General features: G+C 55.9%; 12 protein-coding genes. 8 read left to right on the top strand and 4 right to left on the bottom strand.

Features of this window, described 5'->3' with window-relative positions:
- Positions 1–13 precede the first annotated feature (13 nt).
- Both QIW53_RS10560 and QIW53_RS10555 read left to right on the top strand, forming a co-directional pair.
- Complete coding sequence (locus QIW53_RS10560; RefSeq protein WP_371049596.1) at positions 14–1078, top strand: lactonase family protein; 1065 nt, start codon at positions 14–16, stop codon at positions 1076–1078.
- Complete coding sequence (locus tag QIW53_RS10555; RefSeq protein WP_371049595.1) at positions 1075–2115, top strand: AbrB family transcriptional regulator; 1041 nt, start codon at positions 1075–1077, stop codon at positions 2113–2115. Before QIW53_RS10560 ends, QIW53_RS10555 begins: the two co-directional genes overlap by 4 nt.
- 37 nt (positions 2116–2152) lie before the next feature.
- Here the strand turns inward: QIW53_RS10555 and QIW53_RS10550 are convergent, their stop codons facing one another.
- The gene (locus QIW53_RS10550; protein WP_371049594.1) at positions 2153–2893 is read right to left on the bottom strand and encodes an ABC transporter substrate-binding protein; all 741 of its coding nucleotides are present in this window, start codon (positions 2891–2893) and stop codon (positions 2153–2155) included.
- Positions 2894–3107: 214 nt separating this feature from the next.
- Between QIW53_RS10550 and acnA the strand changes: the two genes are divergently transcribed.
- Entirely contained in the window at positions 3108–5792 is a 2685-nt protein-coding gene (acnA, locus tag QIW53_RS10545; protein WP_371049593.1) for an aconitate hydratase AcnA, read from the top strand.
- 54 nt (positions 5793–5846) lie between these two features.
- On the opposite strand, the gene otnC is transcribed toward acnA, so the two are convergent.
- The 3 genes from otnC to QIW53_RS27285 form a co-directional block, all read right to left on the bottom strand.
- On the bottom strand, positions 5847–6485 hold the full coding sequence (otnC, locus tag QIW53_RS10540; protein ID WP_371049592.1) for a 3-oxo-tetronate 4-phosphate decarboxylase: 639 nt from the start codon (positions 6483–6485) through the stop codon (positions 5847–5849).
- Entirely contained in the window at positions 6482–7447 is a 966-nt protein-coding gene (locus QIW53_RS10535; RefSeq protein ID WP_371049591.1) for a GntR family transcriptional regulator, read from the bottom strand. Before QIW53_RS10535 ends, otnC begins: the two co-directional genes overlap by 4 nt.
- A gap of 145 nt (positions 7448–7592) precedes the next feature.
- Complete coding sequence (locus QIW53_RS27285) at positions 7593–9215, bottom strand: methyl-accepting chemotaxis protein (protein ID WP_442439644.1); 1623 nt, start codon at positions 9213–9215, stop codon at positions 7593–7595.
- Positions 9216–9530: 315 nt separating this feature from the next.
- On the opposite strand from QIW53_RS27285, the gene pyk reads away from it, so the two are divergent.
- The 5 genes from pyk to QIW53_RS10500 all read left to right on the top strand — a co-directional run bounded on the left by pyk (position 9531) and on the right by QIW53_RS10500 (position 14965).
- Complete coding sequence (gene pyk / locus QIW53_RS10520; RefSeq protein WP_371049590.1) at positions 9531–10979, top strand: pyruvate kinase; 1449 nt, start codon at positions 9531–9533, stop codon at positions 10977–10979.
- A gap of 14 nt (positions 10980–10993) precedes the next feature.
- Positions 10994–11164, top strand: coding sequence for a hypothetical protein (locus QIW53_RS10515; RefSeq protein WP_371049589.1), 171 nt, complete (start codon positions 10994–10996; stop codon positions 11162–11164).
- Positions 11157–12458, top strand: coding sequence for a phosphopyruvate hydratase (gene eno / locus QIW53_RS10510; RefSeq protein WP_371049588.1), 1302 nt, complete (start codon positions 11157–11159; stop codon positions 12456–12458). The genes QIW53_RS10515 and eno overlap by 8 nt, the downstream gene beginning before the upstream one ends.
- A gap of 3 nt (positions 12459–12461) precedes the next feature.
- Positions 12462–13259, top strand: coding sequence for a triose-phosphate isomerase (gene tpiA / locus QIW53_RS10505; protein WP_371049587.1), 798 nt, complete (start codon positions 12462–12464; stop codon positions 13257–13259).
- A gap of 80 nt (positions 13260–13339) precedes the next feature.
- On the top strand, positions 13340–14965 hold the full coding sequence (locus QIW53_RS10500; RefSeq protein ID WP_371049586.1) for an NADP-dependent glyceraldehyde-3-phosphate dehydrogenase: 1626 nt from the start codon (positions 13340–13342) through the stop codon (positions 14963–14965).
- Position 14966: the final 1 nt, after the last annotated feature.

Genomic DNA, 14966 nt, shown 5'->3' with positions numbered 1-14966 from the left:
TTGAGATGACTTCATGTTCATTTACGTAGGCTGTCGCACCACTCGTGAAAGGAATGCCCGTGGCAACGGGATCAACGTCTACCGCGTCGACTCAAAGACTGGGCGCCTGTCTCATGTGCAGTTGGTTGATGGATTGGTAAACCCTTCATTTCTTGCGATCAGTAAACAGGAGGATTTCCTGTACTGCGTCCATGGTGATACGGATCAGGCCAGCGCATTCAGCATCGGCGCCAATGGCACGCTGCGCTACCTCAATAGCCAAAGCACCCATGGCCACAATCCCGCACATTTGGCGATTTCACCGGACGGCGACTTCCTGGTGGTGAGCAACCATTACAGTGGTTCTGTTGTTGTTTTACCGATTCTCGATTCGGGGGAACTCGGCGAACTCTGCGATCAAGTGATGACGCAAGGGCCGATCGGACCCCATCGAATTGAACAAAAAGGCCCGAAACCGCATTTCAATCCATTCGACCCCAGTGGAAAGCTAGTCGTCGTACCGGATAAAGGTCTCGATCGGATCTTCACTTACCGATTCGACTCACTGTCGGGCAAGCTGCTCCCGACAGCCTGTCCATCTGTTGCCACCCGCAAAGGGGCCGGGCCGCGGCATGTGGCGTTTCATCCGGGACTACCCGTTGTCTACTCGGTCAATGAGCTCGACTCGACCGTCGCAACCTATCGCTTCAACAGCGAAAGTGGTGAGCTGCAGCCGCAGCAGGTGCTCTCTACGCTGCCGGATTCTTTCACCGGCGACAGCACGGCCGCAGAGATCGAAGTCGATAAGGCCGGGCGCTTCCTCTACGCCTCCAACCGGGGAAGCGACAGCATTGCGCGCTTCAGCATTGATCCTCAATCGGGCTGGCTGACATTCGAATCAGCGACGCCAACGCAAGGCCTCACTCCTCGATTTTTCGCGTTGTCGCCCGACGGCGGATGCATGTATGTGGCCAACGAGGACAGCGACACCATCGTGGTTTTCAGTATTGACCCAACGACTGGCAGCTTGACCCCGACGGGTGAGGTGATTGAGACAGGAAGTCCAGTGTGTATGGTCTTTGGTGGCACCAACCTATGAAAGCGTTTTTCACCTCAATGGGATTGTGGTGGGCGACACCGCTGATTGGAGTGGCCGGCGCACTGATTGCCAGTTACCTGAACTGGCCTTTGCCCTGGATCATTGGATCGATGTTGGCGGTTATTCTGGTGCGTTGCCTGGGCTGGCGGGTGGGGGAGATCCCCAATGGTCGATTGACCGGGCAATGGATGATTGCGACATCCATAGGCCTGCATTTCACACCCGCGGTGCTGGAGCAGATCCTGGGGCATTTCGCGATGATGCTGTTTGCGGCATTTCTGACCTTGTTGCTTGCCTTGCTCGGCATCGAGTTCATGCGGCGTCGAGGCATGGATCTGACGACTGCCTTTTTCGCCTTCATGCCTGCGAACTTTGCAGAGATGATTCAATCGGGGATCAGGCATAAGGCCAATGTCAGTCAGATCGCTGCAGCTCACAGTGTTCGGCTCGTGCTGATTGTGCTTTGTGTTCCGCCCGCGATGTTTTTCAGCTCGAAAATCTCTCCATCGGTGGTTCATGCCCGATTGCCCAGTGATTGGTATTGGCTGCTGCCATTGTTGCTCGGCGGGGCGCTGACAGCGATTATCTGGAAACGGTACAAGTTGCCGAACCCTTGGATGTTCGGCCCGATGGCGCTGTGCGCGTTATTCACTGCCAGCTTCAATCTGCAGACGGCATTACCCGTTGAGCTGAGCCATTACGGTCAGCTCATGATCGGTTGCGCGCTGGGAGGCTATTTTGATCGCCAGTTCTTCAAGGCCTCACCGACATTCCTGATCAAGGTTTCGGTGTTCACCTTGAGCATGATTGTATGCACCTTGTTGCTGGCACTTGGAATCGGTTATCTGCTGGGTTTTCCTTTGATGACGCTGGCACTGGGCATGATGCCGGGCAGCAGTACGGAGATGTACCTGACGGCCGAAGCCTTGAACCTGGGCGTTGGCATCGTTACGGCAATGCAGATCATGCGCTTGATAGTGGTGATGCTCTGCGCTGAGCCGGTGCATAAAATCTGGTTGAAACGCCTTCGCCGCTGAGCAGGCAAGTGCGTTTCATCCCCTTATCGCAGCGGTCTCAATTGACTTGAAGCGGGGCAACCGTGACGTCACTTTGGCCGCTTGCGGCAAGTGCCTTGGTAACGAAACCGTTGGCTTTCTGTTCTTCCAGGAATGCTCTGACATACGCCGCACCCGCGGCACATCGCACGGGAACGCCCATTGCCTGGCGAATTGACGTGAAGTAATCGTCCAGGACGCGCAATTCCTTGTTGGCCTCGGCGACCTTGAGCAACGGTTGACGCACGCCCGCCGCCGCATCCAGGTTCTCATCGAGAAACAGGTCCACCGCTCCGGCAGAGGTTGACGCGCGAACCAGGGTTGCGTGCTGTTGAGTCCGGCTCAGGTACAGGTCATAAGCTGCACCCTTGCCCACGGCGATCCGCACGTTGGGTTGATCCAGATCTTCCATCTTGCGGAATGGGGAGCTGTCCTTGACCAGATAGGTACCTTCGATAATCACGTAAGGTTCACTGAAGGCGACTTGAGCTTCACGCACAGGTTCGATGGCCAGGAATGCGATGTTCCATTGATTTTGTGCCAACGCCTCGAACACTTTTCCCGCAGCGTCGTAGGTGATGAACTCGACAGGAACGCCCAGGTGCTTGCCCAATTCCACCGCCAGGCTGACAGATACACCTTGAGGTTGGCCCGTTTCGGCATTGCGCTGTGCAAGCACCGGATTGCCGAAGTTGATGGCAGCTTTGAGCACACCAGTCGGGGCAAGCTCTGCAAGGACTTTTGCGGTAGGGGCGAGCATAAATGGTCTCCATGGAAATTGTCGTCGCCCCTGAGAGTAGGGAAGTGAGCAAGACCTGACAATTTCAGACTCATCAAGGCTGCGTTCTCCGTTGGCGAACGATGACTTGCTCATTGTTCAATTTTCCCCGGCTCGGCCTTTGGTTACGCTGGGTTCAACTGAACGACCGAATAGACTCGTTTGCGTACGCACTCAACCGGTGAACGGTAAGCCCATGATTTCCACCATCGACGCACGTCATCAAAACCATCTTCAAGTGGGCGACACCCGTTACGCCTACGTGGATCTGCACAAGATACTCACCCCGGACGAGCTCATTGGCTTGCCTTATTCAATCCGTATTTTGCTGGAGAATGTGGCGCGGTGCTCACCGGCGTCGCTGGACAACTTCATCGCATGCATACGCCAAGGGGCGCCGGCCTGCGAAGTGCCTTTTTACCCCAACCGGCTGATGTTCCACGACACGACCTGCCTGCCGGCGCTGGCTGACTTTGCCGGTATGCGCGATATGGTGGCGGAGATGGGTGGCGCACCGGAAACCATGAACCCGATGATTCCTGCGGTGCTGGTCATTGACCATTCGGTGATTGTCGAGCGCTACGCCGAAGCGGACGCGGTGGAGAAGAACCTGGACATCGACTACCGCCGCAACTCCGAACGCTACGAATTCATCAAGTGGGCGCAGAAGAGTCTGACCAATTTCAAGGTGGTTCCGCCCGGTACCGGGATCATTCACCAGGTCAACATGGAGTCGCTGGCGACCGTGGTTTGGGAAAGCCAGACCGCCGATGGCCAGCCACTGCTGCATCCTGACGATATCGTAGCAACCGACAGCCACACGCCGATGATCAACGCCATCGGCGTTCTTGGCTGGGGTGTGGGTGGGCTGGAGGGACAGGCTGCCATGCTCGGCGAGCCGGTGCCGATCAGCTTTCCTGAAGTCGTCGGCATTCGTTTGAGCAATGAACTGCGGCCCGGTGTGACGGCCACCGATCTGGCATTGCGCATCACGCAAATATTGCGTGCGAAGGGCGTGGTGGGCAAGTTCGTTGAGTTCTGCGGCCCTGGCCTGTCGAAGCTCAGTTGGGCGGCGCGAGGCACGCTGTCGAACATGGCCCCTGAGTATGGCGCCACCGTAGTCTTCTTCCCGTTCGACGACAGCACGATGGAGTACATGCACCTGACCGGTCGCAGCGAAGACACCATTGCGCGTATTGAAACTTACCTCGAAGCGCAAAGCCTGTGGCGCCACGACTCACTGCCCGAACCGCATTTCGATGACTTGATCGAGCTGGATCTCGCGGCCATCGAGCCAAGTGTTGCCGGACCTCATCAACCGCATCAGTGGCGCAAGCTGGCTGATGCAGCGCCATCCTTTCGCCAGGAAATTCTGGGTGAGCGGGAGGGCGTGATAGCGCGTTCCTCGGACGCTGAAGCCCAATACTTCGAGCCTTCGTTTGGCCAGGCCCTGACCCATGGCGCCATCTCCCTGGCGGCAATCACCAGTTGCACCAACACTGCAAACCCGAGCCAGATGATCCAGGCGGGATTGCTGGCCCGTAACGCTCAGCGTCGCGGTTTGCGCAGTAAACCCTGGGTCAAGACATCTCTGTCGCCCGGCTCACGCGTAGTCGCGGACTACCTGGAAAAGGCCGATCTGCTGAGCGACTTCTCGGCCTTGGGGTTCGATCTCGCCGGGTTTGGCTGCATGACCTGCATCGGTAACTCCGGCAGTCTCGAAGAACACATGGAGCGCTTCTCGGACCATGGCCTCAAAACCGTGGTGGTGTTGTCGGGCAATCGCAACTTCGAGGGGCGGGTCAATCCTCGCGTCCAGGTCGGCTACCTGGCTTCGCCGGCGCTGGTCGTGGCTTATGCCTTGGCAGGCACCATCAATATGGATATCCAGACTGAGCCGTTAGGACAGGATGCGGCAGGCAACGATGTGTACCTGCATGAACTGATGCCCAGTGAAGAGCAGATTCAGGCACTGGTCAGCCAGACCGTTCGCCCGGATTTGTTCCGCCAGCGTAACGCGATGCTGTGGGATGGCACTCATCACTGGCAGGCACTGTCAGCGAGTGGCAGCGTGCAGTTTCCTTGGGCGCCGAATTCGACTTACCTGCGCCGACCCATTTACCTGCAAAACGTCAAAGCCGAAGCTTCACCCGAGTTGTCGATTCATAGTGCAAGAACTTTGATGGTGCTGGGCGACAACGTCACCACTGACCACATCTCACCGGCCAGTGCGATTCCACTCGAAAGCCAGGCTGGACAGTGGTTGATCGAGCGCGGCGAAAACCCGAACGATCTCAATCAATACTCGACCCGCCGCAGCAACCACGAAGTGATGATGCGCGGTGCATTCGTGAATCGAGCAGTGAAGAATCGGCTATTGGAGCAACAGCCGGGAGAGGGTGGTTTTGCAACGGCTTTTGACGGTTCGATCCAGTGCGTTTACGACGCAGCTCTGAGCTACGTTGCCAAAGACGTGCCGCTGGTGATCTTCGCCGGGTTCAACTATGGAGCGGGCTCCAGTCGTGACTGGGCAGCCAAGGCGCAAGCCACCTTGGGCGTCAAGGCTGTCGTCGCGCAGAGTTTTGAGCGTATCCATCGTAGCAATCTGATCGGCATGGGCATCTTGCCCATTACGTTTGCGGCAGGCGTTGACGCGACGAACTTGCAGTTAAAAGGGGATGAGACACTGGACTTCAAAGGTCTGGAGACAATGCAGGTGGGGGCAAACCCGCTTTGCCTGGTGATCAATCGCGCGGACGGAAGTCAGACCTCGCTGCCGTTGATTCTGCAGTTGGATTCGCAACAGGAAATTCTCTACTTGAAGGAGGGGGGAATTCTGCCCTACGTCGTCCGAAAGGTTGCGGCGAGCACTACGGTATAGACCGAGAGGGCCTTTGAACACAATCTACCTGTATTCGAAGGCCACTCTGTGGGCTTACCACTTGACTGAGAACACCCGGCGCAAGTCCTCAATTGCCTCTTCACCCAGCGGTGCTGGTTTCGGATTGCTCATCATCCAGAGCTTCGCCGTTTCCTCAAGCTCTTCCAGTGCAAAGCTGGCTTTCGATACCGAGGTTTCCCAAACCACGGGGCCTAGCCGTTCCAGCATGACGCCGCGCACATCGTTAGCCAATTGCGCGACCTGTGCCGCCACGTCAGGAGAACCAGGGCGCTGATAGGCGATCAATGGGATGTGGCCGACTTTCATGATTTGGTAAGGCGTCAGTGGAGGGAGGATGTCGTCCTTGTTCCAGACGCCAGCGAGCGTCAGGGCCACGAGCGACGTTGAGTGTGTGTGCAGCACACCATTCACTTCCGGGTTGCGGTCGTAGACCTGACGATGCAGCTCCAGGGTTTTCGAAGGCTTGTTGCCGGATACCCAGGTGCCGTCCTTGCCGACTTTCGCGATTTCTTCCGGCTTCAATCTTCCCAGGCAGGCGTCGGTGGGGGTGATCAACCAGCCATCTTCCAGGCGTGCACTGATGTTGCCTGCGCTACCCACGGTATAACCGCGTTCGTACAGGCTTTTGCCGACGGTGCAGATTTCTTCGCGCAATTGTTCTTCGGTGCTCAACTTGTACTCTCCTCGAGAAGTGATGTGAGGCCAGTGCCGATGCCTGAAAGTGAGAGGCTGGCCTCGGCGGATTCGGGTCTTAATTTCAGAATTGGCGATTTGTGAGCGAAGGATCCACTCAGGTGCTGTTTCATGAGATGCGCGGCTTCAAGGTTGTTGCCTTGCTCCACCAGTTCGATCATCCGGATGTGTTCGGCGCACTGTTTGAAAAGGCGCTTGCGGTCGATCATCGAGCGATATTCGATCAATCGCCGCATGTTGTTCATCTGGACCAGGATCATGTGATAAAGCGGGTTGCCGGAGAGCTTGATTAGCTCTTCGTGGAAGCGAATACCATTTTTGAGCAGCACATCAGCCGGCAGGTTATCAATGCCGCCGTTGAGCATGTCCTGCTGCTCTTTTTTCAAGCGCTGGAGCTTGCTCAGGTCGTGATGGTAAGTCGGCTCCAGCAGCGCTGCCGGTTCGATCAACGAGCGCACCTTGTAGATCTGTTCGAGCGTTTCAGGTGTCTTGGCCACGTCCAGGAAGCGCCAGCCATAACCCGGTTTCGGCTCGGCCCAACCGACTTTTGCTGCCCGGTTGAGAATGTCTATGACCTGGGCCTTTGTCAGGTTGTAGCGAGTGCGCAGAAACTGCTCTGTCACTTCGTTGGGGATTGCATTGTTCAGCCAGTCTTCCGAGAGTCGGTAGTATTCGTCCGGCTCTTCAAGCGGAAGTACCTCATCGTGGATTTGCGACGGATCCTGCACGAGCTCCAGCACAAAGAACCCACGATTTGGCAGTTGTTCGAGAATGTTTTGCTCGGAGAGCAGCACCAGCGCTTCGCGTGCAGGAGATCGGGAGACGTTGAACTCGTCGGCGACTTTTTGTGCGCTCAGATGAGCACCCAGGGGCAGCTTGCCTGTCTGGATTTTCTGCCGGATTTCAGCGGCGATGCGTAGTACGAGGGCACTTGAGGCCATATTTTTGATCACTTACGAATAGAGTGGCGACGATCACTTTCCGCAGTAGTGGTAAGTGAGTGCGAATGAAGCATGGCTTGATTCGAACAGGTTTCGTCGCTGTTGACTACTTTTTAACGTGGCATTATGCAAAAAATTGCACTGATTAAATCTTGAAGTGTCCCACCATGCTGTTGAGTTCGACAGCCAAATGGCCGAGGGATATCGAAGCGTCAGTGGTTTGTTGTGAGCCCGTAGCCGACTGAACGGACAGATCGCGGATATTGAGCAAGTTGCGGTCAACGGAACGTGCAACGTGCGCTTGTTCTTCCGTGGCTGTCGTGATCATTAGATTGCGTTGATTGATGTCGTCGTTGGCGGCGACAATTTCTGCCAGCGCGCTTTGAGTGGATTGGGCCAAAGACAACGTGAGACGGGTGTTCTCACTGCTGCTGAGCATGGTTGAAACGGCAGTATCCGTTCCGCTTTGGATGCCACTTATCATCTCTTCGATTTCCCGCGTCGACTGTGCAGTGCGGTGGGCGAGGGCGCGCACCTCATCTGCAACGACGGCAAAACCTCTACCCGCATCGCCTGCTCGAGCCGCTTCAATGGCGGCGTTGAGTGCCAACAGGTTGGTTTGTTCGGCAATCGTGCGAATGACGTCCAGTACCTTGCCAATACGCTGCGACTGTTCGGCCAGGCTTTCAATCTGCTCCGAACTGAGTTGCACATCTCGGGTGAGCGTCTCTATGGCGTCCAATGTTTCGACCATGCGTTGTTGCCCTTTCAGGGCAATGTCCCGTGACGCCACGGACAGCTCGGACGTGGACAGCGCATTACGGGCGACTTCTTCAATGGCTGCGGTCATTTCGGTCACCGCGGTGGCTGCCTGCTCAATCTCGGCGTGTTGCTGTTGAATATCCTGACTGGAGGCTTCCGTGACCGTGTTTAGTTGGGCAGTGGCGCTGGTCAATTGGCGGGATGAGCCTGAAATCTGTCCCAAGGTCTTTATCAGATTGCTTTGCATGGTCGCCAAGGACTCGAGCAGACGAGTAGCTTCATCGTTGCCCGTTGGTTGAATGGGCTGGCTCAGATCACCTTCGGCAATTGTTTTCGCGGCTTTAACGGCCACATTCAAGGGAGCAGTGATGCTGCGAGTCAGTAGCCATGCCACCAGAACTGTCCCGATACCAACCAGGATGATGACCAATCCCACGCCTTGGACGGCGCGTTGATAGGCATCAATCGACTCGTTACCTGCCATCTCCGCGCCTTGGTTTGAACGGTCGATGAGGTCTTCGAAGTTTTGCGTCATCTGATCGTAGGAATCCCTGATCGTCATCAGAAATTCCCTGGCGCCCGTCTTGTCACCCTTGCGAGAAAGCGTGAGCAATTCGAGGTGATTTTTTGCGTACACGTCAAGGCTGGCATTGAACGCGCTCAACCGTCCCTTATCGTCCTCGTTCGTGAGCAACTGGGCATAGATCTGCATTTGCTCGCGAACCTGACGCAACCGCCCGGCGGTTTTGTCCTCGTAAGACTGCATGTCTTTCTCGCTGACCGAAAGAATGTGCTGCATCGATCCCATCCGATAGCGGTTCAGTGCGGCATTCGCCGCCCCCAGAGCACGTACCCGTTGAAGCCAATTGTCTTTTATCTGGGTCGATTGGACCTGCACTTCATCGATCTGACGTAAGGCGAAAACCCCTAGCGCAATGCTCAGCGCGGCAATGATGACGAACCCGAGAACCATTCGGCTGGCGATGGAGAGGCGTCTTGGCAGCATGATCAATATCCCTTCGGCAGAGTAGTGCGATCCGGGTCGTGGCCGGATGCGTGTATTTGTGCTGACTAAAATAGCATTGCATTTTGGTGTGTCAATGTGCCAAGATTTTTTAAGCGTTTTTCGATGTCGTTTACCTGGGTGCTGGGCGTTTAGCATGAAAATACTGAGGTAAAAAGCCATTTGTCGGTCCATGGCAGTTTTAGCACTCAATTGGATTGCTTTGCGCTGATTGATCATTTGCACGCAAATAATCACAAGCGGCTCCAGATTTCCTTTGCGTTCAATAATAAAACCCTGTTTGAGGAAGCATCTGTCATGCAGCGCAGAACCAAGATCGTGGCCACGTTGGGGCCAGCAACAGAATCATTCGAAGCCCTCGAGGGATTGGTGAAAGCGGGCGTTGATGTCGTGCGCCTGAACTTTTCCCATGGGAAGGCTGAAGATCACATTGCTCGTGCCCGGCTGGTGCGTGAGCTGGCTGCCAAACATGGTCGTTTCGTGGCAGTACTGGCCGATCTGCAAGGTCCTAAAATTCGCATCGCACGGTTTGCGCAAGGAAAAGTCGTTCTCGAGAAGGGGCAGCAATTCATTCTCGACGCTGCGCTGGACAAAAATGCCGGGGACAATCAGCGGGTCGGAATCGACTACGAGGCCTTGATCACAGACAGCCGCCCAGACGACATTCTGTTACTCGATGACGGACGAATCGAGTTGAAGGTTCTGAACGTCGAAGCGACGCAATTGATCTGCGAAGTCCTGATAAGCGGACCGCTGTCCAACAACAAGGGGATCAATCGCAAAGGCGGTGGACTGTCGGCATCGGCGCTGACCGAAAAAGATTTCGCCGATATCAAGACGGCTGCACACATGCAGGTGGATTACCTGGCTGTCTCGTTTCCACGCGACGCCTCGGATATGCACCTGGCTCGTCGCCTGATGCAGGAGGCAGGAGGGCAGGCCGGCCTGATTGCCAAGATTGAACGCGCAGAAACCGTCAATGACCTGCGAATTCTCGATGAGATCATCGAAGCATCTGAAGGCGTGATGGTGGCCCGGGGTGACCTGGGGGTGGAAATTGGTGACGCGGAACTGGTCGCCGTTCAAAAGCTGATTATCGAACGTGCCCGCACGCTTAATCGTGTGGTGATCACCGCCACTCAGATGATGGAGTCGATGATCACGCAGTCAATGCCGACTCGTGCAGAAGTGTTCGACGTTGCCAACGCAGTGCTTGATGGGACCGACGCGGTGATGCTCTCCGCCGAAACCGCGGCGGGTGCTTATCCCATCGAAACGGTCGAGGCCATGCACCGGATCATCATCGGCGCAGAAAAGCATCCTCAATCCCATCGTTCCAAACATCGCGTCGACCAGGTGTTCCACAAGATCGACGAGTCCATTGCTATGTCCGCCATGTACGCGGCCAACCACCTGCACGGTGTCAAAGCCATCATCTGCATGACGGAAAGCGGCGATACACCTCGCTTGATGTCGCGCATTCGCTCGCACCTTCCGATCTTTGCGTTTTCTCGCAATCTGGCCACCCAAAATCGGGTCACGTTGTTTCGTGGTGTCACGACCATTCCGTTCGACAGCGATGATTTCGCCCCTGAATTGGTCAACGAAAAAGCTGTAAATGAGTTGACCCGCCGTGGTGTGGTGAAGGCAGGCGATCACGTTCTGATTACCAAAGGCGACTACGCCAACGCCCAAGGCGGGACCAATTCCCTTCGTGTTGTGCGCGTAGGCGAAGCGATCCGCTGATTGAGGATGCTCTGATGAGTGAGACGAATTCTACTGATCACAAAGTCGTTGAAGAACACGACTTTGCATCATGGCCACGGGATTTCGATTTTCGGGCGCAGTATGCCGAGCAGCAGGAATTGCTCGGTACGCAAGGCCAAGAGGCAACGGCAGTGAATCATACGAAGGGGACAAATCATGTTTAACAAGAACAGCCGTATCCAGCACATCCTTGCCCGTGAAATTCTGGACTCGCGAGGCAACCCCACCGTCGAAGCGGTTGTGACCCTCGCGTGTGGCGTCAGTGCAACGGCCAGCGTTCCCTCAGGTGCGTCCACGGGCTCCCGTGAAGCGCTCGAGCTAAGAGACAATGCATCGCGCTACATGGGCAAAGGCGTGATGCGCGCGGTCGAGAATGTGAACAACCCGATTCGTGAATGCCTGATCGGACTGGATGCCCTGAATCAGCGTGAAATCGACAATGCGATGATTGCCCTGGATGGTACCGAGAGTAAAAGCATTCTGGGGGCCAATGCGATCCTCGCGGTATCCCTGGCCAGCGCCAAGGCTGCGGCTGCGGTTAAGGCGGTTCCGCTGTACGAACACTTGGCCGCGCTGTATGGCTCACCTGGCAAATTCAGCATGCCCGTTCCGATGATGAACATCATCAACGGTGGCGAGCACGCCGATAACAACATCGATATTCAAGAGTTCATGATCCAGCCAGTCGGAGCCTCGTCGTTCCGCGAAGGCCTGCGCATGGGCGCCGAGGTCTTCCACTCCTTGAAGAAGGTTTTGACGGAACGCGGCCTGAGCACTGCAGTGGGGGATGAGGGTGGGTTTGCTCCTTCACTGGCTTCCAATGAAGAAGCATTGGTTGTTATCAAGGAGGCTGTAAGTCGAGCGGGTTACGAGCTGGGCAAGGACATTACGCTGGCGCTGGATTGTGCTGCCTCAGAATTTTACGAGGACGGCAACTATGTACTCGCCGGCGAAGACCAGTCCTTCAATTCGGCAGGTTTTGCCGATTACCTGGCGATGCTATGCGACAAGTACCCGATCATTTCCATCGAAGATGGGATGCATGAAAGCGATTGGGATGGCTGGGCGGGGCTGACTCAGAAGCTCGGCCACGTGCAACTGGTGGGCGACGACTTGTTTGTGACCAACACCAAAATTCTGCGTGAGGGCATTCAGAAAGGGATTGGTAATTCGATTCTGATCAAGTTCAACCAGATCGGCACTCTCAGCGAGACGCTGGACGCTATCCGCATGGCGCAAGATGCCGGTTACACCGCGGTTATTTCCCATCGTTCGGGAGAAACCGAGGACACCACCATTGCCGACCTTGCTGTCGCAACCTGTGCCGGACAGATCAAGACCGGCTCTCTGAGTCGTTCGGATCGGGTGGGCAAATACAACCGTTTGCTGCGTATTGAAGAGGCGTTGCAAGGGCGTGCGCCCTATGACGCTGCCGCACTTTTGAACAGGAAAGCCTGAATCATGCAGAGCTCTTCTCACAAAAAGAAACTGGTTATCGGCAATTGGAAAATGAACGGCAGCAGCGCGGCCAATGCTTCGTTGCTGCGCAGCCTGCTTCCGGTGGTTTCACGCTTTGAAAGTGTCGAGACGGCAATTTGCCCACCGTTTCCCTACCTGGCGACCGTAGCTGATCTGCTGGACGATTCTGATGTTTCGCTGGGAGCCCAGAATCTCAGCGCTCATCTGTCAGGTGCACATACCGGAGAAGTCAGTGCTTCCATGCTCCGGGATATCGGCTGCCGCTACGTACTTGTCGGGCATTCGGAGCGCCGTGCGCTTTATGCAGAAGACGATGAACGTGTGGCAAAGAAATTCGCTACCGCGCTTCGCGCCGGACTTATCCCGGTGTTGTGTGTGGGTGAAACACTTGCTCAGCGACAGGGCGGTGAAACTGAGGCAATCGTCACCCAACAATTGAGTGCAGTTCTGAAGGCAGTGGGCATTCAGGACCTGGTCAAGGGGGTGATTGCCTATGAGCCCGTATGGGCCATTGGTACAGGCGAAACCGCGACGCCAGAGCAGGCGCAAGCTGTTCATCGGCACATCCGCAAGTGGCTGGCTGAGCATGATCGCGCAGCCGCCGTCGATTGCCGGATTCTGTACGGCGGGAGCGTGAAGGCCGATAACGCCAAGCAATTGTTTGATCAAGTGGACATCGATGGTGGCCTGATCGGCGGAGCTTCGCTGGATGCGATGTCCTTTGCTGGCATCTGCTGGGCGGCGCAAACGGCGCCGGCTGCCGAATTCGTTGTGATCTGAATTCTATTTGAACGTGCAAAGCACAGCGTGCCCGGTTCTTTCTCTCCCGGCACTGAACAGTGCGCACAGAGGTATGAAAAATGACGTTGAACAACCGACTTGAAACGCTCTTCCCCAGCGCAGACGAAATCCCTGCTGCGTTTCGTCCAGGACCTTCCATTGAACAGCGCGAGTATCTGGTCAATGGCGAGCTGCGGTTGTGGGACGGCGCGCTCGCTCCCGTCCGCAGTCCTGTATGCCTGAAAAAAGAATCGGGTCACGAGTCCGTGATTTTGGGCAGTACCCCACTTCTGGACGCGCAAACGGCCATGACCGCACTGGAAGCAGCGGTACAAGCCTATGACCGTGGCCAGGGCATCTGGCCAACCCTGCGCGTGGTCGAGCGTATTCGACACGTGGAGTCCTTCCTCAGCCGCATGCGTGAACAACGCGAAGCGGTCGTGAAGTTGTTGATGTGGGAAATCGGCAAGAATCTCAAAGACTCGGAGAAAGAGTTCGACCGCACCTGTGATTACATCGTCGACACCATCAACGCCCTCAAGGAACTGGATCGTCGTTCCAGCCGTTTCGAGCTTGAACAAGACACCCTGGGACAGATTCGTCGCGTTCCTTTGGGCGTGACGCTGTGCATGGGACCGTACAACTACCCGTTGAACGAGACGTTCACGACCCTGATTCCAGCGTTGATCATGGGCAACACCGTTGTATTCAAACCCGCAAAATTCGGGGTGTTGCTGATTCGACCTTTGCTCGAGGCATTCCGTGACAGCTTCCCGGCCGGAGTTATCAACATCATTTACGGCAGCGGCCGGGAAACCGTCAGCGCTTTAATGGCCAGCGGCAAGATCGATGTTTTTGCGTTCATCGGAACCAACAAGGCTGCCAGCGACCTGAAAAAGCTGCACCCAAAGCCACACCGTCTGCGTGCCGCGCTGGGTCTGGACGCGAAAAATCCTGGCATCATCCTGCCCGATGTCGATTTGGATAACGCCGTTTCCGAGGCTGTTACCGGCTCGTTGTCGTTTAACGGGCAACGCTGTACTGCGCTGAAAATCCTGTTCGTTCATGAGAACGTCGTTGACGCTTTCCTCGACAAGTTTCAGGCGAAGCTGGCCCAGCTGAAACCGGGTATGCCGTGGGAGACGGGGGTCGCTTTAACGCCGCTACCAGAACCGGGCAAGACTGATTTTCTGACCGGACTTGTGGCCGATGCTGTCAGCAAAGGTGCCAAAGTCGTCAACGCCGGCGGGGGAGAAGTCTGTGAGACGTTTTTCTACCCCGCGGTGCTGTACCCGGTGACTTCTGACATGCGTGTGTACCACGAAGAACAGTTCGGTCCGGTTGTACCTGTGGTGGTTTACCGTGATCTGGAAACAGTCATCGAATACGTCCTCGATTCCGATTTCGGCCAGCAGCTCAGTATCTTCGGCAAGGATTCCGCGCAAGTGGGTCGTTTGGTCGATGCCTTCGCCAATCAGGTGGGGCGTATCAACATCAACGCGCAATGCCAGCGCGGCCCAGACAGCTTTCCATTCAACGGCCGCAAAAACTCTGCCGAAGGGACGCTTTCCGTTCATGACGCCTTGCGCGTGTTCTCCATCCGCACGCTCGTCGCCACCAAGTTCCAGGAAAGTAACAAGGAACTGGTCAGCGACATCATTCGCAATCGCGAGTCGAGCTTCTTGACCACTGATTACATCTTCTAGG

This window comes from Pseudomonas fluorescens (genome assembly GCF_041354075.1).
Classification (GTDB): Bacteria; Pseudomonadota; Gammaproteobacteria; order Pseudomonadales; family Pseudomonadaceae; genus Aquipseudomonas; species Aquipseudomonas fluorescens_CE.
The sequence above is the reverse complement of the archived record's forward strand: the minus strand, read 5'-3'. Positions and strand labels throughout refer to the sequence as shown.